The organism is Lewinella sp. 4G2, from assembly GCF_001625015.1.
GTDB lineage: Bacteria > Bacteroidota > Bacteroidia > Chitinophagales > Saprospiraceae > Neolewinella.
In genome coordinates this window covers 3932612-3958900 of the sequence record NZ_LVWJ02000014.1, presented here as the reverse complement: position 1 = coordinate 3958900, position 26289 = coordinate 3932612, and the positions used below count along the sequence as shown (strand labels likewise).

Sequence of the window (26289 nt, the reverse complement as noted above, 5' to 3'; positions counted from 1 at the left end):
GCCATGACGCCGGAGGACCTCGCCTTTGATCGCCACCACCTGTGGCACCCCTATACGTCGCTAAAGGACCCACTACCCACGTACCCCATCGTAGCGGGCGAAGGTGCGCGTTTGCAACTGGCGGACGGGCGGTGGCTGATTGATGGCATGAGCTCCTGGTGGTGCGCTGTCCACGGCTACAACGTGCCCGAACTAAATGAAGCGGCACGGGCCCAACTGGATAAGATTTCCCACGTGATGTTTGGCGGCCTCACCCACCAACCCGCGGTGGAATTGGGACGGCTGCTCGTCCGAATTACGCCCGAACCGCTACAGCGGGTTTTTCTGGCCGATAGCGGTTCCGTTAGCGTGGAGGTGGCGATGAAAATGGCAATCCAGTACCAATTTGCGAAGGGGGAACGGGGGCGGAGTAAGTTCCTCACTTTCCGGGGTGGATACCACGGCGATACGACCGGGCCGATGTCCGTTTGCGACCCCGAAACGGGGATGCACGGCCTCTTTGCTGGTTTCTTGCCAACCCACCACTTCATCGATAGACCACTCGCTGGCGTTGAGGCCGAACTCGATCAGGATTACCTGGCTAAGGTAAAACGCGCCTTCGCCGATCATGCACGTGAGTGCGCTGCCTTCATCTGTGAACCCATCGTACAAGGGGCCGGAGGCATGCACTTTTACAATACTGCCTACCTGAATGTCATCCGAGAATTGTGCGATGAATACGGTCTGCTACTCATCTACGACGAAATCGCCACCGGCTTCGGGCGTACGGGAAACCTCTTCGCGGCGGAGACTACGGCATGCCCCGATGTCATGTGCCTGGGGAAAGCGCTAACTGGTGGTTACCTCACCCTCGCCGCTACGCTTTGTACGGACCACGTGGCGGAGACAATCGGTAATAGTGAGGTGCCCAATCTGATGCACGGGCCGACCTTCATGGGGAATCCACTCGCCTGTAGCATCGCCGTAGCGAGTCTGAAGTTATTGGAAGCCCGCGATTGGCAGCAGGAAGTAGCAAACATACGTGCCGTCCTGAATGAATTCCTCAGCCCCGCCCGCGCACTCGCAGTGGTGGCCGACGTACGAATCCTGGGCGCAATCGGCGTCATTGAATTGCACGAAGCGGTGCGGCTAGCCGAGATACAAGCATTCTTCGTAGAGCACGGCGTATGGGTCAGACCCTTCGGGAAGTTGGTTTATTTGATGCCACCGTTTGTAATCAAGCGGGATGATCTTATACAGCTCTGTACCGTGCTGGTGAAAGCCGTGCAGCCGGAGAACCAAGGCAAGTTGTACGGTTAATTCTTCTTTTTCTTTTTGAATGGATTGAACTTGCCCAGCTCATCCTTAATCCGATCGGCGGGGTTGCGCACGTCTTCCGGCAAGAGGTTGCGTAGGCTATCCAGGCGGGCGGAGTCGATTTGGGCGGCTAATTTCTTGCGGGCTTCCTCCTGGAGCAACGCGGCGCGGGCTTCGGCGGCGCGTTTGATGCTGTCCTGCATCGCCTGAGCGCGGGCGGTAGCTTCGCCCTTGAGCTTATCTGCTTCCTCCTGGGCCTGCTGGCGGACTTCCTCCACCTTTTTATCAACTTCTGCCTGTGCTTGCTGCTTACGGTCCTCCAATTCTTGGTTGAGGCGTTCTTTAGCTGCGTCTACGATGGCTTCGCCTGGGTTTGCGGCGGCCGTGCCATCGGTACCTAACAGTTGGAACTTGACCTTGGGGTCCGCCATGGTGCCGGTGAGGTTGATGTTGACGTTGAGGACGTCGCCCGGGGCAATATTCAGCCCCAGTTTGGAAGCTTGCCCGGCCAGTTGGTCGAGCGCGGCGACGGCAGTCCCCGTCACGATGTTGCCTTCGATCATTTCGCGGGGGATGGCGGCCTTCAGGTTGTAGGCCATGTCCGTATCCAGACCGTGGCGGCCAGCTACATTCATTTGGATGCCGGCTACGCTCAGGTCGAAAGGTTCCACTTCAACCGTCCCATCCTCGATTTTGAAGACGGTCATCACGTCCTTCAGTAAGGTGCTGTTCTTCAGCTCTTTTACGTTGAGCGCATTGCCCACTTTTTCCAGTGGTTGGATGCCGGCCAGTTGGGCGTTGAAGGTTTGGAATAAACCCTTAGCGTCCAGAAAAGAAAGTTTTGGGAAGAGGTCCTCCCCGAGCTTGCCTTCCAGGACCAAATCCGTGTTGAATTTGCCCTGGATGTATTTTCCGATGGGGGCAAGGGCGGCGAACGAATTTAGTTTCTCAAATGCCTGATTGAAGTCGATGGCCGACATGTCGTAGTGGAAGCGAAATCCGGGGTCACCCGGCTCCGAGGTATCGTAAGCACCCGCAAAGTCCATCCGGCCACCGAAGAGGTCGGTTTTGCCATCTTCGATCACCGCTTGCCCTTCGGCCATTACGAGACGGCCAACCATATTGCTCAAATCAATATCATCGTACTTCACCCGGTCGGCACGTAGGTTTACCGCTAAGTTTATGTTGTCTGGAATGGGGATAGCGGCGCCCTCTTCGGAGACGGAAGATGATGATCCATTTTGCGAAGCGGCTTCCTCCTCCATGAAATCCGCAAGGTCGATGTATTCTGATTGTACCGTCAGGTCTCCTCCCAGCACTCCATCAGCGAAAGTGTAATCGAAAAGATTCGTCACGTCACCGCTGGCGCTGAAGGCGGACTGGCCAAGCGTTGCCTCTGCCGTCGCCAGGGTCATTTTGTTCGGTTTGACGTTCCCGACTGCGCGAATACCTTTTGGGCGATAGGTGCCGTAATTCAGTTGGGCAATACTTGCGTCTACGTCAAAATCAAAACGGTCGAAGACGTCTTCCTCCGTAGCCGGAACACCTGCCTCCACCAGTTCCGCCGGGCTGGCGGCAAGATGATCAGTTTCGGGTGCCATCCACTCGTCAACGTCGAAGTAGTTGGAAGTGAATTTCACATCACCGCGCATCGTTTCCTCCGGGTTAAAGTAGGCCAGGGGAGTGGTGATCGAGGCCGAGCCCGCCAGGTCACTGCGGCCCAACGTGGCTGCGAAGGAGGGGATGTTGATGGCCTGTGGTGTGAAGTCCGCCTTCGCGGAAGGGATTTTGACGTCCGGCGTTCCGTCCGCGACGTAAACAAAGTCGATGATCTCCAGGTCTCCGCCCATGTTCACTTGCGCGTAGTCGCCGGCATCGATCAGGGACTGGCTGACGTTTTGTAACACCACGTCGGCAATAATTTTCCCACCTAGTTGGCTGATGCCTTCCAGTGGGATGGCCTGGGCCCATTTATCGAGGTCCAGGTTACCCTTGACGGTGGCATCTACCGTAGGGTCGCTCAGTGGGGTCGTTAGCTTGAAGCTGCCCGCGAAAGGGTCTCCCCCCAAGTTGAAGTTGAATCGAGGGATGTCTACCCGCAGACGATCGAGATCTTTTGAGGGGCTGTTGACGTCCACTTTCGCGTCGATACCGGTGATGCCGACGGGCCGGCCTGGGTACTGCACACTTCCGTTTTCAATGTTGGTCGAAACGGTAAAGGCGGGATACTTTTCCGTAGTGGAATTGAATGGCCCTTTTACCGTGCCGTTCAGGGTGAAGAGGCCGGTTGCCTGCACACTGCTGTAGCCTTCCACGTAGGCGGTCGGGATCATGCTCCAGAGTTGGCGAAAGTCATTGGCTGGCGCCTGGTAGCTGAGGTCGAAAAGGATGTCTTCATTCTCCGCCAGTTGGATGGAGCCATCAAAGGTGAGGTCCAATGCATTGAGGCGGATCGTGTTTTCGCGGAAGGTATACAGTTGGTTGTCGAGGTCAACGTTTACGATGGCGTCCGCCGTAGCGGCCACGCGGTTTAGATAGGTAACGCCACCCTGCTTGAGGGTGAGATGATCCATTTCGGAATAGGTGTCCAGGTCGAAAATGGAAGCCGTGAAGTCACCGTCACCAGTAGTTTCCAGGCCTTCAATTTTGATGTAAGTGTCCGTCGTCCGGTCGTCATACACAAAGGTACCGTCGTGAATTTCGTAATGGTCGAGGTTGACGAGGAAGGTGGCCGATGTTGCTTCTTCTTCCGGTGAAGTGGCTTCTCCCGTTGGCGTAATCAGGTAATTGGCTAGGGTGCTGTTTACGACCAGTAGGTTGACTGAGGGTCGCTCGAGCGCAACGGCGTCCACGTTGAAACTACCGTCGTTGCCCACTACCGACCAGAAGCCAAGGTCCACCGTCACCTCATCGGCGGCGAGGAGGGGGAGGCCCGCGAACGTGTCGATGCCCACCACTTCGAGGTCGTAAATCCGCGCGGAGACATCGGGGAAACTGCGCAGGAAGCTTACGTCGATGTCGGAAAAGTCCACTTTGGCATCCACCATCTTGTTGGTGCTCTTCCGGACGTTATCCACGATCTGCTCCTTAAAGAGGATGGGGGCAGCCAGTAGCGCCGCCACGCCTAAGACGACGATTAATACGAGTGCAATCAGGAGTCGTTTCAGGAATTTCATTTGGTCGTTGGTTTGGTGGTGGTCTTTGTTCTTGGTCCCTAAATTCGGCACCTGCGGCAGCGCCTATTCGTTAATAAGACGGATACTAACGGTCTTGGGTACTGGTTGAAATTGATAGTTCAAGCATATAATCGACGTAACGGAACACAAGTCTTAACAGTTAGAAAGGGCTGGAAGACAAAGGCTTTCGAAAGGTAACGACCGCAAGAGTGGGTATTGTACCTTTGGCCGCTCATTAGCCCCCCGTTTCATGCAGCAAGCTCAGGTCCCCTACACTTTTATACAGACACCCCAGGCCCTGGAAGGGTTTGCCGAAGCTAACCGCGGTATTGATTGGATGGGATTTGACACGGAGTTCATCGGCGAAAAGCGGTACCGGACGCTATTATGCCTCATCCAGGTCAGCACGGATAATGGTTACTACTTGATTGACCCAATTGCCATCAAGGACCTCGAACCATTCCTGAAGATGCTCGAGGATGAGTCCATCGTAAAGATCACCCACGCCGGGGATAATGACTACCGCTTGCTGTACAACAACTTTGGCCTGGTGCCGAGAAACCTATTTGATACTCAGGTGGCCGCCGGCTTTATCGGCCACCGCTTCCCAATGAGTTTTGCCAAACTCGTAGAAGCTGAAGTGGGAGAACAGTTGGGTAAGGGCTACGCCGTCACGGACTGGGCGCAGCGGCCGATGACGCCCAAGCAGATCAAGTACGCGCTGAACGACGTGATCTACCTGCGCCAACTCTACGATACCATCATGGGTAAACTGGAGGAGAACGGCCGCAAGGAGTGGGCCCTCGAAGAGTGCAACCTAATGGCCTCCCCCGATTACTACTACCGGGACCCCAACCACGAATTCCTGAACAGCAACGTAGCCCGCAGTGCCCGCACGAAGGAACGCGTCTTTTTACTCCGCCTCTACGAGTGGCGCCGCGCTACGGCCGAGCACAAGAACTACAGCAAAGAGATGATCCTGCAGAGCAAGATCATTTCCCAACTTGCCCGTGGCGTAAAGGGAGGCAAGGAATCCATGTCGCAAAATCGCCGCCTGCCCGGCCGCACCATTGATCGCTACGGAGACATGTTCGTGGAGATGTACAACGAGCCCGCTACCGACGAAGAATTGGCGATCGCAAAGTCCATTCAGCGCCTCAGCCAAGAGGACGAAGAAGATGATATGATCGTCGAGCTCCTGTACCTCATCATGAAGTACCGGGCGCGGGAGGTCGAGATCAGCCACGCGCTGGTGATGCCGCGCAATACTATCCGCAAGATGAAGTCGGACCCGGAAGTGAGGAAGTCCATCCTTGGCTCCGGCTGGCGCCGTGAGTTACTGGGCGACGACTTCGTGAACTGGATCCGCAACTTCGAAAGCCTGGGTATGCGCATCGAGGGTGGTAAGATTGCCCTCGTGCACTAAACGGCCAGCCCGCCCGGAAATAAGCTACCGCAGCGGCACCATAATGCCTCCATTGATGCCAATGGAACGCTGGCGGATCTCATCCGGTCCCTGGTCGGATTGGTTGGTAAGTGCCCCATTGTAGCGGCCTTCGACGAAAAATTTGATGCCCAGGTTGAAGGTGAGCCCTGCTACGCCAGTCACTTGTAGTTCGGACCGGTTGAGGTTGTCGACGTCAAAGTCAACGTCCCGCTCGGTCTCGCCCATCACGTCGATCACGGTAACCTGGCCACTTACGGCGTAGGAAAACTGAGGGCCGGCACCAACGTAGAAGCCGAGGCCGTCATCTGAGCCCAGGTTGAGGCGCGCCAGTACGCCGAGGTCGACGTAGCTGAGCGTCCGGTCGAAAGAAACCGAGTTGCCACCGATAGAGACGCCGTTTTCAAAACTGTAGCCCTTGTTGAGGTAGTTTACCTCTGGCTGCAAAGAGATCAAATCAGTACCGAGCGGAATATTGAGGAAGATGCCCAGCATGAGGTTGGTCTCCCCTTCGGTTTCGATGGTGTTGCTTTCCCGTTCGTAGCTGGCGTCAGTAGCATTGGCGCCTACCCGCAAGCCGAAGGACTGGGCGAAGGCGGCGGTGGTGAAGGTCAAAACGAACAGTGAGCTGAGCAAAAATCTGGTCATGGCCGGTAGATTAATTGGTTAATGCCCCCTCAAACAGCCCGCCGCTCAGCGTGTTCGTGGGGTGCGTTCGCACTTTGCGGAAAAGAATGTCGTTATTTTACTTCCCCGCCGCAAGCCGTTCAACAATGGTGGGTGGCCGCACCTTTTCATGGCTCATTCGCTAGTCCGACTCCTATCCAACTTCATCTGCACATCCTCTTCGTTCTGCTGGGCATCGTCTTCCCGGCCATCTTATTCGTGACGAGCTACCGCCGCGCAAAGAGCAGTAAGCGTATTCACTGGACGCAGCGGATGAAAACCCACCTTTACTACAGTAACGGAGGTCTGCTATTTACGATGGCTGCCCTAGTCCTGGCGGGTTGGTGGTTTGCCGGCCGGCCGCTTACGGAGATTGGTCTTGGGTGGGGGAAGCAACCGTATGATCTGACGGCAGTCATCGTTCTATCCGCTTTCGTTGGTCTTTACTTACTCGATGTCCTCCTGGAGGCGGGAAGTGCGGAGCGGCGGGAAGAAACGCGAAAGGGATTCCGCAAACTGGGTTTTCTGCCATCCTCCGCAACCCAATTCCTCAACTTCATATTTCTGGCTTTTGCGGCGGGCATTGGCGAAGAGATCGTTTACCGCGGTTTCATGATCACTTATCTGTTGGAACTCTTCGGAGATGGTACGGGCGCTGTCGCAGGTGCGATGTTAATACCGGCGGTGGCTTTCGGTTTGGGGCATTTTTATCAAGGTTGGAAGGCCGTCCTGAAAATTGTGGTTATGGCCATCCTGTTTGGCTTCTTTTACCTAAGGACCGAAACCCTGTGGCCATTGATCCTACTCCATACGGCAATTGATATTTTTGGGGGCTTGATGGCGTGGTACTTGTTAGGCCGTCGTTAACCTCAGTACCGAATCCTCACTAAACGTAACCCTAGAACTTAATCATGGCGCGTAAACATTTGATCACCGGCATCGCCTTGGGGCTCTTCGCGCTGGTTTTTGCCGGCTTCCTGATTGCAGCTGCCTACTTCTACTTCACGGATGGTGAGAACATGACCATCAAAAGCTTTGCGCCGGGAGCGCCCGCGCTGTTCTTAGGGTTTCTCTCTCGGAATCAGTTCCGGTCCTACCGCGCCGCTCGGAAGTTGGAGCAGTGGAAAGCGCGGCAGGCGGCAGAGGCCAATGTATCCACGTAAAGATTAACGACGTACTTATCTTTAGCCGGACCCCAAATTTGTTGCAGCCCATTACGAGATTGCGGAACCAATCACCTTTCAGCACATTGCCTCAATGACCATTCGCCAATTATTCTTACCCGTTCTTATCGTTCTCCTCAGTATGTTCTTCAGTTCCTGCGAGCCGGACCGGCCGGTCTACAATTCTCTCGACGAATATCCCGTATACGGCTACAATGACCTTGGCGTAACCTACTCGCCCGAGAAAACAATATTCAAGTTGTGGTCTCCCGCCGCCCAGAAGGCCAGGGTGAAGCTGTATTCTACGGATAATCCCTCCGCCAGCCCCGACGAGACGTTGGACATGGAGGAGATCGACGGCGCCTGGACGATCGTGCAATCCGGTGACCTGGACGGGACCTATTATACTTACCAGATCCGCGTCAACGGCAATTGGAAAGCCGAAGCGACGGACCCATACGCACGAGCCGTAGGGAGGAATGGCCTCCGCGGCCAGGTCGTCGACCTTAAAGCGACCAACCCCACCGGATGGGAAAACGATAAGGCACCCGACTTCGCCGATAAGAGTGAAGCCATCCTCTACGAATTGCACGTCCGCGACCTCAGTATCGACCCCAGTTCTGGTATCGAGCACAAGGGTAAATTCCTTGGACTGACGGAACGGGGAACAAAGACGAAGGCTGGGGTAGCGACGGGTTTAGACCACCTCATCGAAATGGGCGTTACCCACGTCCACCTTCTACCCAGCTACGACTATTTTACCGTGGACGAATCGCGGTTAAACGAGGCCCAGTACAACTGGGGCTACGACCCGCAGAATTACAACGTACCGGAAGGCAGCTACTCCACCAACCCTTCCGACGGAAAGGTGCGTATCCGGGAGTTCAAGCAAATGGTCATGGCACTCCACGAAGCTGGTATCCGTATCGTCATGGACGTCGTCTACAACCACACGGGCAAATCTGAGGACAGCCACTTCCAGGAGTTGATCCCCGACTACTTCTACCGCTTCCGGGAGGATGGCACGATGAGTAACGCCAGCGCCTGTGGCAACGAGATCGCCAGTGAACGGCCGATGGTCCGTAAGTACATCCGTGAATCGGTGGCTTACTGGATGAAGGAATACCACGTCGACGGCTTCCGCTTCGACCTGATGGGTATCCATGACATTGCCACCATGAATGAGATATCCAAGCAACTGCACGAGGCGGACCCCAGCGTCCTGCTCTACGGAGAGGGTTGGAAGGCCGGCGATAGCCCCCTTCCCGACAGTCTCCTGGCCCTCAAAGCCAATACCCCCCGTCTCGACCGGGTAGCTGCTTTCTCGGACGACATCCGGGATGGCATCAAGGGGAGCGTATTTATCCACGAAGAAAAAGGATTCGCTACGGGCGCCCGTAATGTCGACCAGAGCGTCCGCTTCGGCGTCGTCGGTTCCACCCAACATCCACAGATCACTTACGATAGCGTCAACTACAGCAACGCGCCCTGGGCGCCGGAGCCCACGCAGTCGATCGGTTACGTAAGCTGTCACGACAACCACACGTTGTGGGATCGGATCGCCATCAGCAATAAAAGCAATGGACCGGGCACGCGGGAAAAGATGCACCGTCTTGCTCTCGGTATCGTCCTGACGAGCCAGAGCATCCCCTTTCTGCACGCCGGTACGGAGATGTGCCGGTCTAAAGGTGGGGAGGAAAACAGTTACAAAAGCCCCGACTCCGTCAATGCTATCAAGTGGAAGACGAAGGCGCAGCACCCGCAAACATTGGCCTACGTGAAGGATTTAATCGCGCTGCGTAAGTCCCACCCCGCGTTCCGCCTTGGGTCCACGGCCGCCATTCAGGAACACCTTGCTTTCGTCGACACGGAGGATGATCAGCTCGTTGCCTACACCATCAAGGACGCGCCGGAGGAAGATTGGTCCGAAATCATGGTCGTTTACAACGGGGCGCCGGAAAGCAAAAGGCTTCCCCTCCCCGCCGGTAGCTGGAAAGTGATCTGTAAGGATGGCAAAGTCAACTCGGATGGCATCGGGCGTGATCTTAGTCGCCGGACGAACGTCAGTGGCTCCTCTATGCTGATTTTGGCCCGGTCCTGATTGCTTGCCAATCTCCTGGCACCCGCGGCAGCGCCCGCATTTAGTCCCGCACTCAGTCGGTGCGCCCTAAGGATAAGAAATGGTCTAACCCGATTCTGCAGAAGGCGAATGAAGTGGCATTCCGCCCACCCCGGCTACTCTTTTTGCTATCTTCGCGCCATGACCTCAAAATACGAGCAGCGGGGCGTGTCCGCCACCAAATCCGAAGTGCACGAAGCCATCAAAGGGCTGGATAAGGGCCTGTACCCAAAGGCTTTTTGTAAGGTCCTGCCCGACGTTGCCGCCGGCGACGCTGAGTGGTGCAACATCATGCACGCGGATACGGCGGGAACCAAAACGAGCCTCGCCTACCTCTACTGGAAGGAAACGGGTGACCTGAGTGTCTGGGAAGGCATCGTGCAGGACAGCCTCGTAATGAACCTCGACGATATGGGGTGCGTCGGCGCGGTCGACAACATCCTGATCAGCTCCACGATCGGCCGCAATAAGAACCGGATTCCCGGCGAAGTACTGGCGACCATCATTCAGGGTGCCCAAAAATTTGCGGACCGCATGGCCGACCAGGGAGTAGGCCTCCACTTGACCGGTGGCGAGACCGCCGACGTAGGGGACATAGTGCGGACGATCGACGTGGGCTACACCACCTTTGCCCGTTTACGCCGTGATAAATTGGTGGTCAACAACATTCAGCCGGGAAATGTCATCGTGGGCCTGGCTAGCTACGGGCAGGCGAGCTACGAAGATGAATATAACGGCGGCATGGGGTCCAACGGACTCACGAGTGCCCGCCACGACGTATTCAAACACGATTACGCAGATAAATACCCCGAGAGCTTTGACCCCGAAGTCCCCCGAGAAGTGATCTACACGGGTTCCCGCTCACTTACGGAGGAGGTGGACCTCGGAAATGGCCAAACCATGCCCGCCGGAAAATTGGTACTCAGCCCCACCCGGACTTACCTGCCGGTACTGAAGGTGCTGCTTGATGAATTGCAGCCCAAGATCAGCGGTCTGATCCACTGTACGGGCGGCGCTCAAACTAAAGTGGTCAAATTTATCGACGACGTACGGGTAGTGAAGGACAATTTATTCGCCCCACCGCCCTTGTTCGACCTGATCCGCAAGGAAAGCGGCACCAATTGGCGGGAGATGTACCAGGTCTTCAACATGGGCCACCGGCTCGAAGTCTACTTGCCGGAAGCAGAAGCAGCAGCGGTACTCGATATTGCGGCCCGCTTCAACATCGACGCTCAGATTGTCGGTAGGGTAGAGGAAGCAGCAAAACCAACCGTGTCGCTGCACCTTCCCAACGGTGTCGAGGATTATTTTGAGTAGGACCAACTCGGAAAGCACCGCTAGGAAGCGCTGCTACCGCGGACGATTACGCTGGGCTCCAGAATTACCCGCTCTTTTTCAACGGCTTCATTCTTGATACGGCGCATGATGCGTCGGGCTGCCTTGCGCCCCATACTGAGGGGTTGCTGATCCACGCTGGAGAGGGACGGCGTCATCAACTCCGTAAAGGGCTCGTTGGCGAAACCAACGAAGGCTACGTCCGCCGGAATGGATAGCCCGTGCTCCTGCGCCGATTGCATGGCGCCGGCGGCGGAGTAATCACTGGCGCTAAAAACGGCATCCGGTTTCAGATCGCGCGACCACAGGTGCGCGAACGCTTTCCGGCCGTTGTCGAAGTGAGAATTGATGTCCACCGTGAGCGCATCCGAACATTCTAATCCGGCCTCTTTAAGTGCATCCTGATACCCGGCGAAGCGTTCCCGGTAAATGTCCAGGTGTTGGGGGCCTCGCATGTGGGCAATGCGTTTGCGACCCTGATCGATGAGGTGTTTGGTGGCGGCGTAGGCGCCCCGGCGGTCGTTAATCACCACGGCGGCGGCATCTAGTCCCGCGGGCATATTATCGAAGAATTGAACTGGTGTGCCACTGCCAGAGATGGACTTGAAGAAGTCGGCGTCGTTCAGGCCATCCTTTGCCGTTGAAATGATTATACCATCAACCCGCATGGCCTGCAGGCCTTCTACCAGGACGCGTTCGCGCTCGGAATCATCGTAGCTCTGGCAAACCATTACGTGCAGCCCGGCTACGTTAGCCTCTTCTTCAATGCCACGGATGACGCTGGCGAAAAAGTTACGATCGATGGCCGGTACGATGACACCCAGCATATCACTGCGGCCGCGGCGCAGGGCCGCTGCCATTTGATTGGGCCGGTAGTTCAACTCCCGGGCTTTGGCCTTGATCAGCTCCCGCGTTTTCTTGCTCACCGCCGGGTTATCGCTCAGCGCCCGGCTGATGGTGGAAGCGTGCAAGCCCAATTCCGAGGCAATGTCGTGAATGGTGATCCGGTTGGCATCCTTTTTCATGGAGCTAAATTTATCAAGATTGCTACGATAGTAAATAATGCGTCTCCGGGCTAATGTACGACTTCGAGTCAAATGCTAACACGGTGCCTACGCTGTTATTTGGTACTCAGCAAGATACGTGTCATTCCGGCGGGGATTTGCCAGTCGCCGTCGTAGTAAAATGGGGGCGCTGACGCAGGTGCGAGGCAAAGGGTAGGGGAGCCGGATGACCTGAGAATGTACCGCATGTTACCGTGGCCCCGCAATTTGATGGTGGAAGTCGTGACGATTTGATTACTTTTGCCGGCCGTGGGCCAGATGTTTGGTCGTCGTATAAAAAGGTTGGTTGCAAGCCCCTCTTTTTTGTCGGCCGACGGTCTTGCGGACTTAACCGCGCGGACTTTGTCGTCTTTGTATTACACTTTTGTAGGTAAGAAGCTACCCTGTTTGGTAGTGGACCACCCAGTAACTCACCAGGTATGAAAAGAAATCTACTCCTTCTTTTATTGCTCTTCTCCACCACCGTCGCATTCGCCCAGACCGCCATCAAAGGCCAGGTTACGGATATGGACAGCGGAGAAACGCTCCCCTTCGCCACCGTTCAACTATTGAAGAACGGCGCGTTTTATCAGGGCACCCAAACCGATTTTGACGGTAACTATTACATCGCAAATATCGACCCCGGTACTTACGAGTTGCAGATCGACTACACCGGATACCCCCCCAAGAAACTGACGGGCGTCAACGTATTGCAGGGTAAGACGAATAACGTCGACGTCGAAGTCACCAATGACGGTGGTATTGACATTGAAACGATCGTCGTAACCGCTTACGAAGTCCCACTCGTCGAGCAGGATAACACGACGCAGGGTCAAACTATCACGGCTGAGCAAATTCGCAACCTTCCTACCCGTAACATTAACGCCATCGCTTCTACGGTGGCTGGTGCTACGTCTACGGACGAAGGCGCGGGCATCAACATCCGTGGTTCTCGCCAGAACGCGACTGATTACTACGTGGATGGTGTGCGTGTAAGCTCCGTCAGTATTCCTGATGCGGAGATCGAGCAGCTGCAGGTAGTAACCGGTGGTATTGAGGCCCGTTACGGTGACGTAACCGGTGGTATCATCTCCATTACGACTAAAGGCTTTAGCGACAAGTTTACGGTAAACGCCGAAGCGGAAACCAGCGAAGGCCTGGATGCTTACGGCAATAGCCTGGCAGGTGTCGCCCTGAGTGGTCCGATTCTGAGGAATAAGGATCAGAAAGCCGTTTTAGGTTACCGCCTCTCCGGCCGTTACACCTACCGGGAAGATGACAACCCTTCCGCAGTTCCTCTCTTCGTAGCTCGTGATGACATTCGCCAGGGATTGGAAGATAACCCCATCCGTTATGTGGATGAACGCCCCTTCGTTGCAGCCGACTTCTTAACCGATGAGGATGTAAGTGCAGTAGAAACGCGCCCCTTCGAAGCGAATAGCCGGCTTAACCTGAACGGTAAGATCACCGCTCGCCTTAGTGATGCCATCGACGTTCAATTATCCGGTGCGTACAGCGACGGCGAGAACCAGTTCACGCCGAATGAAAATCAAGATGGTAGTTGGAGACTGCTTAACGGTAACCGGAACCCTACTTTCTTTAGCGATAACTACCGGGTAAACCTGCTATTCCGCCACCGCCTTGGTGGTGCAGGTGTAGCTGATGCCGAGGGCCAGGACAAGAGCCTGATCCAGAATGCGAACTACGACCTACAGTTTACCTACGAGAATGAGACTTCAGATCAGAGTGACGCCGTCCACGGCGGTAACTTCTTTGACTACGGTTACGTCGGTTCCATTGACCGCGACTTCATTCCGGTATTCGAACCTAATTTCAATGCGGAAACAGGAATGGTCGAGTTTAACCACGTCGATTACCGGGAGGTGCTCCGTGGGTACAACGATGAAGGCTCAGCTAACCCCATTTTGGCCAACTTCAATAACTTCTTGTTTGACAATGATCTGCTCAACTTCACCGACGCAGAGTTTGCCATTCAGAACCAGGGAGACGGCACTTCTTCAACCCTGGATGACTTTCCCGCCATCAATGGTTTGACGCAGAATCTTTACTCCAGCACCTGGGGATTCCACGGCAACGTAGGTCGGATATACAATACCTTCCAGAACACCGATAACGATCGCTTTACCTTCCAGGCAAATGCCAACTTTGACATCATCCCGGGTGACGATCCTCAGAAAAGCCGCCACAGCATTCAGCTCGGTATCATGTACGAACAGCGTACCGATCGCGGCTATGGCTTGAGCCCCTTCCGCCTCTGGACGGTAGCCCGCCAGCTGGCTAACCAGCCACTGGATGCCGTTTCCGACGAGAACCGCGTCATCGATAGCATCAACGTTGGTGGTGTCATGAGCGCCGTCTACGCACCTAGTATCAGCAACGGTGATGGTCGCTTTTTCAATAACATTCGCGACCGCCTTGGCCTGGATAATGATGAGTTCGTTAACACGGATGGTCTGACGCCCGATCAACTGAGCCTGGACTTGTTCAGCCCCGATGAGTTGGCTAGTAACAACCTCTTGAACTACTTCGGTTACGATTACTTGGGTAACGAATTCAACGGTTCTTTTGACGACTTCTTCGTTCGTGACCCTAACACCGGTGAGCGTACTTTCCTGGTAGCTCCGAACCGCCCGATCTACGCGGCGGCTTACCTACAGGACAAGTTTACCATCAACGATATGATCTTCCGTCTGGGGGTACGTATCGATCGTTACGATGCGAATACAAAGGTCCTGAAGGACCCCTTCAGCCTTTATGAGATCCAGAGTGCTGGTGACTTCCACGACGCAAATGGCACTACCCGACCTGGTAGTATTGGTGACGATTACGCCGTTTACGTAACGGAGGCCGGTGGCGACATCGTCAACGCCTACCGTAACGGTGAGGATTGGTTCTTCGCTGACGGTAACCCTGCCAATGGCTTCCAGGAGATTGAGGGTATTCGTGACCAATTGGTTTTCCCCGCTTACGCTAACCCACTGGTAGAGGGCTCCAATAACTTCATCAAGGATGATGACTTTACGGTTGAGACTTCCTTTGAGGATTACGAAGCGCAGTTTAACGTGATGCCACGTCTGTCCTTCTCCTTCCCTATTTCTGACGACGCCAACTTCTTTGCTCACTACGACGTGCTGTTCCAGCGCCCACCGAGCAATACGATCACTACGGCATTGGATTACTTCTACTTCACGGACCGTGCCTTTTCTCAGACGTACAACAACTCCAACCTGCGTTCCGAGCAGACGATTGACTACGAAGTAGGTTTTAAAACCATCCTTACGCCCAAGTCAGCTTTGTCCATCTCCGCTTACTACAAGGAGCTGCGTGACATGATTCAGCTGCGGACTTACGTTCCCGTCCCAATTGTTGGTCAGTACCAGACGTACGACAACCAGGATTTCGGTACGGTAAAAGGATTCAGCTTCACTTACGACCTGCGCCGTATCGGCAACTTCACGGTGAATGCCAACTACACCCTTCAGTTTGCTGACGGTACGGGTTCCAATTCTACCAGCCAGCGTGGCCTGGGTAACCGGGGTAACCTGCGTACGCTCTTCCCCCTCAACAACGATGAACGCCACCGCGTAAACCTCGTACTGGACTACCGCCTCGGCAGTGGACCAAACGTTCCCAAGGTGCTTCAGAACCTGGGTGCTAACCTGCAGGGCTCAGCCGTCAGTGGCCGCCCCTACACCGGCACTTTCGTTCCTGCTGAGTTGAGTGGATCCGGTACGCGTGGAGCCATCAACGGTTCACGTAAGCCTGCCACCTTCTTCCTGAATGGTCAGGTCAACAAGGACATCGACTTTAATAACGGTAGCCGGATGAACATCTACCTCCGGGTAAGTAACATTCTCGACCGCCGTAATGTCCTCAACGTGTACTCCGTAACCGGTTCACCCGACGATCCTGGCTTCCTGCAGTCCTCTTTTGGCCGCGACCAGATTCGTAGTGTTTCCGAAGGCACGCGTCCCCTCGATGGCTACCTGGCCTCTTACCAATGGAGAATCCTCAACCCTGATTTCTTCACGCTTCCCCGCCGCATTTTTGTCGGTGCCATCTTTAGCCTTTAATCCGAACTACCCATCCAATTATGAAAAGTAGCAACATGCAACTCAAGCAGTTTGTGTTATGCCTGGTGGCAGTAGGAGGGATGCTCATTCCTTCTCAGGCCGAAGCCAGAATTAATCCGCCGCTGGCTGACAAGCCCGCCACGACTCAGTCGGCCCGCCCGGACATCGATTTTAGAAATAACTGTGATAACGCTATCCGCCAGACGGATATGGAGATCAACAACGTTCGCGCCCGTCTTACGACCGGTGGTGACGTCTGGTGGGATGGCCGTAACGGACGTTACGTCGTACCAAAGCCCCCTCCCGGTGAGGATGAGGTTAGTTCCCTTTTCGCCGGTGCCGTATGGCTCGGTGGTACGGACCCCGGTGGCGGACTTAAAGTTGCCGCTCAGTCCTACGGCCGTAACAACGGTGCTTTTGATTACTACCCTGGCCCGCTAACGGATGAGGGTACTACTTCCCGTGATACCTGTGCGCGTTGGGACCGCTTCTTTACCGTTAGCGGTGAAAACATCCGCAATTTCCGTGCCGACTTCGAAGAGGCACTGAGCCTGGGTAGCGACCTCGATCCCGGTCAGGTACCAGAAGATATTCTCGGATGGCCGGCGACTGGCAACCCGTTCTTCTTTGAGGTGAATGGCTTCGAGCTCCCTACGACCAACCAGGGTCTGGCGGGTTTCTGGGACGAAGACCTTGATGGTGTATACGACCCAACGCAGGGTGATTACCCCATTATTGAGATTCGTGGTTGTAACGAAACGCCTCAGTTCCCGGAGGAAATGACCTTCTGGATCTACAACGATGCCGGTAATATTCACCGGGAATCCAATACCACAAACCTGATCCGGATGGAGATTCAGGTGCAAGCCTTTGCTTACGCTACCTCGGATGATATCAACAACATGACCTTCCAGCGCTACAAGCTGATCAACCGGGCGGAAGAAGACATCCTCGATACCTACTTCGCCATGTGGGTAGACCCTGATCTTGGCTGTGCATCAGATGACTTCGTAGGTACTGATACGCTGCGGTCCATGGCCTACGTATACAACGAGGATGAGCTGGACGGTGCCGACGGTTGTGTCTGTGATGGCGGTGTTGCCACCTATTGTGACGAGATCCCGCTTCTCGGTATTGATTACTTCCGTGGTCCCCGCGCCCCCATTTTTGACGATGATGGTAATCCCATTGGAGAAGTGGAACTGGGTCAGAGCTCCTTTATCTACATTAATAATGGTGGTATAGGTAACCCCCCACCTGCGACGACTGACCCCAACAACGCTCAGGAATACTACAATTACCTTCAAGGCCGCTGGCTCGATGGCACGCCGCTGTGTAATTCCGGTAATGGTTACGACCAGACCCCTTGTGAAGTTACCCGTAACATCTTCCCAGATGCACCCGATAACCCGGATGGTTTCTCCATGGTAACCGCGGATCTACCTTTCGGTGACCGCCGTACCATTCAGGCTTCTGGTCCATTTACGCTGCAGCCCGGTGCCGTCAACGAACTCATCATTGGTGCTGTCTGGGTGGGTAATCAGTCTTACCCTAACCCTTCCATTCGCCGTCTCCAAACTGCGGATGATTTGGCCCAGAGCCTTTTTGACAACTGTTTCGACCTTTGTGATGGCCCCGATGCTCCAGATGTGGACGTACTGGAACTTGATCGTGAGGTCGTGCTATTGCTGTCTAACGACCGTCGCTCCAACAACTTTAAGGAGAGCTACACGGAGGAAGGACTTGGTATTCCAGAGTTCATTCTCGATGAAAACAATGTCCTGCGTCGCGCTGACAGCCTCTACCGTTTTGAGGGCTACCGTGTATTCCAATTTGCTGGCCCTTCGGTTTCACTCGCTGATATTGATGATCCAGACCGCGTTCGTGAAATTGCCCGCTTTGACCTTGATAACGGCGTGACGGATATTTTCAACTGGCGTGCCATTGACGATAATGATAACCCCTTCGACGTTCCCTTCCTTTCACCGGAACTCCAAGTAGCTGGTGGTGACAACGGTATCCGCCACAGCCTCAGCATCAAAAACGATGCATTTGCCAGTGGTGGTGAGACCGGACTGGTAAATTACAGCCGCTACTACTTCACCGTAATTGCCTACGGGTACAATAACTACAAAGAGTACGACCCGCTTGATCCTGACCAACCAGGTCAGCCGCAACAGTACAAAGCTTCCAGCCGTAATGTCGGTGATGAATTGACTGGCCTTCCTTACTACACCGTAACTCCCCGCCCGATCCTCGATCAGAATGTTATGTCTGAGTTTGGTGATCTTGTTCCAATTACCCGCCTCGCCGGTAAGGGCAACAACGGTAACTTCCTAAATCTGACGCAGGAAACAGAAGATGAGATCGAAACTGCCATTCAACAAGCCGCAGAGTTCACTGGGGAGACTATTGATGAGCTGGACTACACTCCTGGTGCTGGCCCGATCGATGTCGCCATCGTTAACCCACTACGCGTCCGTAATGGTGAGTACGAGATCAAGTTCTTTGATGATACGCCAACCGGCCGCACCCTTCAGCGTAGTGCTCGCTGGATGTTACGCTGCCTTGACGGTTGTAACACGGAGACCATCATCGGAGAACGGACCATTGCGGAGTCAAACGAGCAATTGATCGCAGAATTTGGCTTCTCCGTTGACATCGCTGATGTCCTCGAACCTGGTGCTGAGCCAGGCGCGGGAGATGAAAACGGTGCCATCGGTGGTTCTATCTCCTACGCTGATCCTGACGGGGAGCGTTGGTTATCCTTCGTGCCTGATGGCTTTGATCCAATGTCCAACATTTCCATTTTGGATAATGGACTGTTTAACTACGTCAATACAGAACCACAGTCTCAATTCGAATTGCTGGATCCCGAACAGGAACTCTCCAACGTTTTCCAGGGTATCTACCCCTTCCGTCTAATGGGCTTTGAGGAGCGTATCGGTGGTGATCCTTTCATTACTCCAATGTGGATCACACCTCCACCCGCTGGAGCGGCGTTCCTGGATCGCTTATCTCTGGAGGATTTGAACAACGTAGATATTGTACTTACTTCCGATAAGTCAATGTGGTCCCGTTGCCCCGTCATCGAGACGGCCAATTACTTCTACGACGGTACTGTCGTTAACGGAGAGCTGGTTTACCCCGGTACCCGTGGTAATTTCGATACTAAGCCAAACGCCAGCGTTTCTCGTGAAGCCGGTGCTGATGGGCTTCCTGCCGTTGATGAAAACGCCGATATTGAAAATGGTATGGGTTGGTTCCCAGGGTACGCCATTGACGTAGAAACCGGCACCCGCCTTGAAGTATTCTGGGGTGAAAACAGCCTATACGACGGCCAGCAACTGGGTGAAAACCCAGAACTTGGTTTTGCACCCGACAACGGGGACGATATGATCTGGAACCCATCCGATGATATCTTCATTCCATTTGCTGCCACCGAGGGTCGTTTCTCATTGTACAACTTCCCGGCTGGTGCCCAGCATTTCTTCTACGTCACTGACCAGGAGTACGACGGAGGTGATCGCCTCGAAGGTCGCCTAAAGCCGAGAAACTCTCTTGGTGACAAGGCGCGTGTTCTGCGTAATGTTACGTGGGCTGGCTTCCCGCTGCTTTCCCCTGGTGCAGAGCTGCTAAGCTACGCCGATGGTATCATCCCTAATGATGTTCGGATCAAGCTCCGTGTCAACAGCGAATTTGACAAGGCGGAGGGTGTTCTTGGAGAGGATGACGATTACCCAACTTACCAGTTCACGATTGATAATGCTGCTAGCACTGAACTGAACGAGGAGGAAGTATCGCAAGCTCTGGATATGATCAACGTCGTGCCGAACCCCTACTACGGCTTCAGTAACTACGATGACGGTGTTAACCAAACCGACATTAAGATCACCAACTTGCCGGCGAGAGCTACCATCACGATCTACAGCTTGGATGGTAAATTCATCCGCAAGTATGAGCGTGACGAAGCCCCTGCGGACCTCCGTGGCGACGCCCGCCCGTTCGGTGAGCGTCAGGTTTCACCAGCACTAGCTTGGGACCTTAACAACTACCGTGGAATTCCGGTAGCCAGTGGTGTCTACCTCATTCACGTAGAGGCTCCGGGCTTGGGTGAGCGTACGCTCAAGTTCTTCGGAATCCAGCGTGAATTTGACCCTGCTGGTTTCTAAAGGCAGCCTTCGTCAGGTCTTTTGCCTGGCGCCCTTTGTTCCGGAGAGCCGGCACGGCCAGCTCTCCGGAACTTCCTTTTGCCTCTGCCCACAATCGTGCGATGGGGCCTAACATTACTTTTCTGGTGAGCGACGACTTACCCTCTTTATACTGCTCTGGCAGACAATCCTAGTAGAATGAAAAGACTTTACTACCTACTTATTATCTGTGTGGTTTCTTCAGCCACCCTCTTTGCCGGCAACCCGGATCGCCAGGGTGAGGCGGGTGCTGCGCAGCTCCTGATGAACCCCTGGGCCCCTTCAGCGGGTCTGCACTCCCTCAATACGTCTAATGTGTTTGGAGTTGAGGCAATGCGTATCAACCCCGCCGGTGTCAGCCGTGGAACGGGTACCAATGTCATGGTTGGCTACGCTAATTACCTTCAGGGTACGGATATTTCCATGCAAGCCATCGGGGTTAGTTCTCAACTGAAGGGTGGGGGAGCCATTGGTTTCTCTATCCATAGCCTCGATTTTGGTGATATCCCTATCACTACCACTGCGTCTCCCGACGGAACCGGTGCTGACCTCAACCTCTCTTACCTTAATGTTGGCCTTACCTATAGTTACACCTTCGAGGAAGCTGTATCGGTAGGCGTTACCTTTCGCGGTGTTAGCGAGGGCACCTCCGATGTGAATGCATTTGGCTTCGCCATCGACGCTGGTGTGCAGTACGTGACCGGCGAGAATGATGAGTTCAAGTTTGGTGTCAGCCTTCGCAACGTAGGTAGCCGGATGTCCTACGCGGGACAGGGCTTGGCTATCGCGACCGATACACCTAACCCCGGGCGTGATGATGATCTGACGATCGACATTCGCGCCGCTACGTTCGAGATGCCATCCATCCTGAATATTGGTGCCAGCTACGACCTGCTGACCAAGAATGAGGCGCTGGCGGATCACCGTGTCACCGTCATGGGTAACTTTACTGCCAACAGCTTTAGCCGTGACCAACTGGGAGCCGGCGTAGAGTACGCCTATCGGGAGCAATTCATCGGCCGGCTCGGTTACCGCTCTGACTTCGAGACGGATGAACTGACTGAATCACCATTGTACAACGGTCTTAGCGCCGGTGCTTCCATTCGCGTACCCTTCAGCAAGGCGGACCGCTCTAAGAACATCAGCTTCGACTACGCTTGGCGGGCAACCCGCATCTACAATGGTACCCATAACATCGGTATAAGCCTCGCCATCTAGATCATTCGATCCACTATCAGGTGCACCGGTTGGAATAAACCGTTCAACCTTATATTTGTATCCATAGACCACGGAGACGTTCCTACCAAATCGGTAGGAACGTCTCCGTTTTTACTAACCTGATCCGCTTATGGTTGCACGTGGCCGGTGTCCAAGTACACTGCACACGAGGCTTACAATTTGCGGGTTTTGGCAAAAGTTCCATCATGTCTGAAACACAATACTTATCCCCGGAAGGCTACGAAAAGCTAAAAGCCGAACTGGAAGAACTGAAGACCGTCGGCCGTGCCGCCGCCGCAAAGGCAATTGGGGAAGCTCGCGAAAAGGGAGACCTTTCTGAAAACGCCGAGTACGATGCCGCCAAGGATGCTCAGGGCATGCTGGAAATGAAGATCCACGGCCTGGAAAAGGTAATGGCCAACGCCCGCGTCCTCGATGCCAGTCAACTCGATACGAGTAAGGTTACGGTGATGAGCGTCGTCACCATAAAGAACGTCCGTAACAACGCGGAAATGACTTACAAACTAGTCGCAGAATCCGAAGCAGACCTCAAAGCTAAAAAGATCTCCGTTAGTAGCCCAATGGGCCAGGGGCTCCTCGGAAAGGAAGTAGGTGATCTCGCGGAGGTAAAGACTCCCAACGGTGCAATTCAGTTCGAGATCGTGAACATCACCATCTAACCTATGGCCACCATCTTTACGAAAATTGTCCGCGGCGAAATTCCTGCCTATAAATTAGCGGAGACAGATGACTATCTGGCCTTCCTGGACGTACGGCCAATGGTTGAGGGCCATGCCTTATGCATCATCAAGAGAGAAGAGGACTACGTCTTCGACCTTACGGATGAAGAATTATCTGGCTTAATGATTTTCAGCAAGCGGGTTGCTACTGCCCTAAAGTCAGTAGTTCCCTGTAAACGTATTGCGGTCGGTGTTTTGGGGCTAGAAGTACCCCACACCCACATTCACCTGGTTCCGGTAACGACGGAACATGATTTTCGCTTTGGCAAATCGGTAGAGGTGAGCCAGGAGCGCATGATTGAAATATCCGATGCAGTAGCTGCCGCCGTGAGTCTTTGACCTAGACCAAAGGCGACCGCAGCTGGAGAATTGGAACTTAAATTCCGAACCGCAAGCACAAATTGTCCCACCCGCGTCGACGCAAGGAAGTGGTGGATTTCGGTAGACACTAATTGAGAAGTGTCAAGAAAGATTGTAAATCTTACAGTACGGTCGAGGATTGAGTCCTGTGCTTATTCTGATGGACAATTTCTAAGAGCTTGTTTGGGATTTTTGAGAACTGATAATCAATGATTTACGGTTCTGGCTAAATCAAAATTTACGCGCTTAGCGGGCTAAGTAAGTAAATTTTGATGACGCCAGGTTCGGAAATGCTTGGTTATCAGGAAGCAAAAATCCGAACAAGCTCTAAAACTTGGGGGGCACCAACTCTTTAAAGTGGCCGTTTAATTGCGCCCGCTCCTTAATGGCCATGTTACTATCCACCGTAGGCAGAATCTTCTTGATGTGATTAAGGAGAAACGTCTGACGGGGATAGGCTGAACGGAGGGTAAGCATTTGGTATTCTTGCTCCAGGGATAAACCCACGTAGTGACCGATTTCGTAGGTGGAGAAGCCTTCTTCCACAGATTTGATCTCTTTATCGACCCCCAACCGCGCGTACATCACCTTGGCTAGTTCAATGATTTCCTCATTGATGTCGGGGTTCTCCGATTGGTCCACCTCCAATTCACTAGCCTCGCCTCCAGGATACAGTCGGCCAGGTAGCTTCTTCCAGTAGTCCTCCAGGAAGAATACTCTTCCACCAATCGTATGGATATCAAATTCTCCCGTAGGGTAACGCTTGGCGACCTCGCTCAGGGTGACCTCCGTTGCCGTGGGGCGAATGGTTCCATCAATCATGGTGGGAATCAGCCAGGTGATGTCATTACGCTCCGCGTCCTCTACGAGTTGACGGTAGCGAAGCTCGAAAACATGGAGATTGAGTTGTTCTCCGGGGAAAACAACTAACTGTAACGGGAATAAGGCGAAAGTCTGCGTCATAAGTGACTTGTCGCGCAGGGACGGCCTCCAGTTGATTTACTGGAAGAGCTCTTGGCTTGACACACTAGGTAAGCAACTTATTCGGTAAATGTTTGGCCTTATCACCCCAGAACCCCCGTTGGTGCCGGAAGTCGTACTAAGTATCAGCTATTTCGGACTAATTACTGTTGGGCCTTGGATGACTAATTTACTTTCGCCAATGAAGATCATCGGCAGTTAGAGGATGGCCTGTCTTACGCGGACGAGTTTAGTAAGAATGCCTTCCAGCTGGTCAAGCGGTAGCATATTAGCGGCATCGCTTTTAGCCACGGCTGGATTTGGGTGGGTCTCCATGAATAATCCGTCAGCTCCGGTCACGACCGCTGCCTTGGCGATTGTTTCGATTAGATGAGGCTTTCCACCGGTCACACCGCTATTCTGGTTCGGCTGTTGGAGGGAGTGCGTACAATCCATTACCACGGGGCTTCCGAGATCGCGCATGGTCGGGATGCCCCGAAAATCCACAACTAGGTCCGTGTAGCCGAAGGTGGTACCTCGTTCCGTCAGCCAAACTTGGTTGTTGCCGGAGTCTAACACTTTTTGCCGTGCGTGGGCCATTCCAGACGGGCTAAGGAACTGCCCCTTCTTAATATTCACGACCTTCCCGGTATTGGCAGCCGCCACGATGAGGTTGGTCTGCCGGCAAAGGAAGGCAGGGATTTGTAGCACGTCCACGTACTGAGCGGCCATGGCAGCCTCGGCGTCGGAGTGGATATCCGTAGTGGTGGGGAGACCAAACCGTTGACCCACTTTGGCTAATATATTGAGCGCCTTTTCATCGCCAATCCCCGTGAAACTATCGATCCGGCTACGGTTGGCTTTGCGGTAACTTCCTTTGAAAATGTAGGGGATGGACATCTTATCGGCAATGGTCGCTACCCGTTCGGCAATCTCCATTGCAGTTTGCTCGTCCTCAATTGCGCAGGGGCCGGCAATCAAAAAGAAGTTGGTGCTGTCCTGATGGCCAATATTCGGCAGGGCGCTATAATCCATTAAGCGAAGCTTTTGCTGACGACGAGTTCTTTTCCGCCACCACTGTAATCGTAAAATCCTTCCCCGGACTTCCGCCCCAGCTTGCCCGCCATCACCATGTTGACGAGGAGGGGACAGGGTTGGTAGTGACCGCGTCCGAAACCATCTTGCATTACCCGGAGGATGGCGAGACAGGTGTCAAGCCCAATGTAATCCGCCAATTGCAGCGGTCCCATCGGGTGCGCCATGCCCAGCTTCATGACGGTGTCAATTTCGCTAACGCCAGCAACACCTTCCCACAACGTATTCATCGCTTCATTTAGCATCGGCATCAGGATGCGATTGGCCACGAATCCTGGATAATCCTTCACCTCTACGGGCACTTTACCGAGCGATTCGCTCAAGTCCATTACCAACTTCGTAGTGGCATCATCCGTTGCGTAGCCGCGGATCACCTCCACCAGTTTCATTATGGGAACCGGGTTCATAAAGTGCATGCCAATCACTTTTTCCGGCCGGTCCGTAGCGGCGGCAATGCGCGTGATACTGATGCTAGAGGTATTCGATGCCAGGGGCGCTGCCGCAGGTGCTAAGCGGGAGAGGTCGGAGAAGATCTTAAGCTTGAGGTCGACGTTCTCGGTAGCAGCTTCGATGACGAGTTCCGCATTGGCTACCCCGGCGCCGAGGTCGGAGTGGAGGGATACGTTAGCCAGGGCACCATCCATCTCCGCCTGGGTGATGCGCTCCTTTTTCAGGACACGACCCAGACTTTTGTGAATGGCCGCAAGCCCCCGGTCGAGCGCGTCCTGGCTGATGTCAACCAGGCTGACCCTGTGGCCCGCTACGGCAAAGACCTGTGCTATTCCGGCACCCATCTGGCCGGCTCCGATGACGGAAATATTCATAAGGGTAATGGTTCTTGGTTAGGCTTTCGAGTTAAGGAATCCACTTGATCTCCTCGATCTTATTGACTTGCGCCAGGTGGCGGGACAGGACGAAAAAGTAATCACTAAGTCGATTGAGGTAGATCAACACGCTTTGGTCAACTGAAGTCGTATCGGCTAATTCGACGACTCTTCGTTCCGCCCGTCGGCAAACTGTGCGGCAAACGTGGCAACTACTGAGCACGGGTGACCCTCCGGGGAGGATGAAGTGCGTCATTTTGGGAAGGTCGTCATCCATCCGGTCCATGAATACCTCCAGGTTGGTGGCGGCATCCGCTGGAAGTTGGTAGGCTTCTCCCGGCCGGTCGTCGGCTAATGCTGCCCCCAGGGCGAAGAGGTGGTGTTGTTGCTCCAGTAATTCAGCCTTCAGGTTTTCCTGTTTGACCTGGTCGCGAAGGGCACCCAAAAAGGCGTTAAGCTCGTCAACGGTGCCGTAAGCTTCCACGCGGGCGTGGAATTTTGGAATGCGCTTCCCAGAGTAGAGTCCGGTTTGCCCTTTATCACCAGTCTTGGTGTAAATTTTCATG

General features: G+C 54.2%; 18 protein-coding genes. 11 read left to right on the top strand and 7 right to left on the bottom strand.

What is annotated here, in order from left to right; translation table 11 throughout:
• The first annotated feature begins 3 nt into the window (after window positions 1–3).
• Window positions 4–1299, top strand: coding sequence for an adenosylmethionine--8-amino-7-oxononanoate transaminase (gene bioA, locus A3850_RS16210; protein WP_068218852.1), 1296 nt, complete (start codon window positions 4–6; stop codon window positions 1297–1299).
• Here bioA and A3850_RS16205 read toward each other — a convergent pair.
• Window positions 1296–4472, bottom strand: a complete 3177-nt coding sequence (locus A3850_RS16205; RefSeq protein ID WP_157501301.1) for an AsmA-like C-terminal region-containing protein — start codon at window positions 4470–4472, stop codon at window positions 1296–1298. The two genes, bioA and A3850_RS16205, sit on opposite strands and share 4 nt — an antisense overlap.
• Window positions 4473–4722: 250 nt before the next feature.
• Here A3850_RS16205 and A3850_RS16200 point away from each other — a divergent pair, with 250 nt between their 5' ends.
• A complete protein-coding gene (locus A3850_RS16200) occupies window positions 4723–5898 on the top strand; it encodes an HRDC domain-containing protein (RefSeq protein ID WP_068218846.1) in 1176 nt (391 codons plus the stop codon).
• Between the two features lie 24 nt (window positions 5899–5922).
• Here the strand turns inward: A3850_RS16200 and A3850_RS16195 are convergent, their stop codons facing one another.
• Entirely contained in the window at window positions 5923–6564 is a 642-nt protein-coding gene (locus tag A3850_RS16195) for a porin family protein (protein WP_068218843.1), read from the bottom strand.
• A gap of 132 nt (window positions 6565–6696) precedes the next feature.
• Here A3850_RS16195 and A3850_RS16190 point away from each other — a divergent pair, with 132 nt between their 5' ends.
• The 4 genes from A3850_RS16190 (at window position 6697) to A3850_RS16175 (ending at window position 11181) form a co-directional block, all read left to right on the top strand.
• Complete coding sequence (locus A3850_RS16190) at window positions 6697–7449, top strand: CPBP family intramembrane glutamic endopeptidase (protein WP_068218840.1); 753 nt, start codon at window positions 6697–6699, stop codon at window positions 7447–7449.
• 44 nt (window positions 7450–7493) lie between these two features.
• The gene (locus A3850_RS16185) at window positions 7494–7745 is read left to right on the top strand and encodes a hypothetical protein (RefSeq protein WP_068218837.1); all 252 of its coding nucleotides are present in this window, start codon (window positions 7494–7496) and stop codon (window positions 7743–7745) included.
• A 94-nt stretch (window positions 7746–7839) separates the two neighbouring features.
• Window positions 7840–9846 (top strand): type I pullulanase, encoded by a 2007-nt coding sequence (gene pulA, locus A3850_RS16180; RefSeq protein ID WP_082921873.1) that lies wholly within the window; start codon window positions 7840–7842, stop codon window positions 9844–9846.
• A gap of 159 nt (window positions 9847–10005) precedes the next feature.
• A complete protein-coding gene (locus A3850_RS16175) occupies window positions 10006–11181 on the top strand; it encodes an AIR synthase-related protein (protein WP_068218834.1) in 1176 nt (391 codons plus the stop codon).
• A gap of 20 nt (window positions 11182–11201) precedes the next feature.
• On the opposite strand, the gene A3850_RS16170 is transcribed toward A3850_RS16175, so the two are convergent.
• Window positions 11202–12224: a LacI family DNA-binding transcriptional regulator gene (locus tag A3850_RS16170; RefSeq protein WP_068218831.1), complete on the bottom strand. Its 1023-nt coding sequence runs from the start codon at window positions 12222–12224 to the stop codon at window positions 11202–11204.
• A gap of 458 nt (window positions 12225–12682) precedes the next feature.
• On the opposite strand from A3850_RS16170, the gene A3850_RS16165 reads away from it, so the two are divergent.
• From A3850_RS16165 to A3850_RS16145, 5 genes are all read left to right on the top strand, one after another.
• Window positions 12683–16336, top strand: coding sequence for a carboxypeptidase regulatory-like domain-containing protein (locus A3850_RS16165; RefSeq protein WP_068218827.1), 3654 nt, complete (start codon window positions 12683–12685; stop codon window positions 16334–16336).
• 20 nt (window positions 16337–16356) lie between these two features.
• Window positions 16357–20508, top strand: coding sequence for a hypothetical protein (locus tag A3850_RS16160; RefSeq protein ID WP_231915340.1), 4152 nt, complete (start codon window positions 16357–16359; stop codon window positions 20506–20508).
• 177 nt (window positions 20509–20685) lie between these two features.
• Window positions 20686–21744 carry a PorV/PorQ family protein gene (locus A3850_RS16155; protein WP_068218825.1) on the top strand — a complete coding sequence of 353 codons (1059 nt, stop codon included), beginning with the start codon at window positions 20686–20688 and terminating at the stop codon, window positions 21742–21744.
• A 206-nt stretch (window positions 21745–21950) separates the two neighbouring features.
• Complete coding sequence (greA, locus tag A3850_RS16150; protein ID WP_068218822.1) at window positions 21951–22424, top strand: transcription elongation factor GreA; 474 nt, start codon at window positions 21951–21953, stop codon at window positions 22422–22424.
• Window positions 22425–22427: 3 nt separating this feature from the next.
• The gene (locus A3850_RS16145) at window positions 22428–22823 is read left to right on the top strand and encodes an HIT family protein (protein WP_068218818.1); all 396 of its coding nucleotides are present in this window, start codon (window positions 22428–22430) and stop codon (window positions 22821–22823) included.
• 348 nt (window positions 22824–23171) lie between these two features.
• Here A3850_RS16145 and A3850_RS16140 read toward each other — a convergent pair whose 3' ends face one another.
• From A3850_RS16140 to A3850_RS16125, 4 genes are all read right to left on the bottom strand, one after another.
• Window positions 23172–23807 (bottom strand): hypothetical protein, encoded by a 636-nt coding sequence (locus A3850_RS16140; RefSeq protein ID WP_068218815.1) that lies wholly within the window; start codon window positions 23805–23807, stop codon window positions 23172–23174.
• Between the two features lie 216 nt (window positions 23808–24023).
• On the bottom strand, window positions 24024–24839 hold the full coding sequence (gene kdsA / locus A3850_RS16135) for a 3-deoxy-8-phosphooctulonate synthase (protein ID WP_068218812.1): 816 nt from the start codon (window positions 24837–24839) through the stop codon (window positions 24024–24026).
• Window positions 24839–25723 carry a 3-hydroxyacyl-CoA dehydrogenase family protein gene (locus tag A3850_RS16130; RefSeq protein ID WP_068218809.1) on the bottom strand — a complete coding sequence of 295 codons (885 nt, stop codon included), beginning with the start codon at window positions 25721–25723 and terminating at the stop codon, window positions 24839–24841. Before A3850_RS16130 ends, kdsA begins: the two co-directional genes overlap by 1 nt.
• A gap of 31 nt (window positions 25724–25754) precedes the next feature.
• Window positions 25755–26288: a cob(I)yrinic acid a,c-diamide adenosyltransferase gene (locus A3850_RS16125; RefSeq protein ID WP_068218806.1), complete on the bottom strand. Its 534-nt coding sequence runs from the start codon at window positions 26286–26288 to the stop codon at window positions 25755–25757.
• Between the last annotated feature and the right edge of the window lies 1 nt (window position 26289).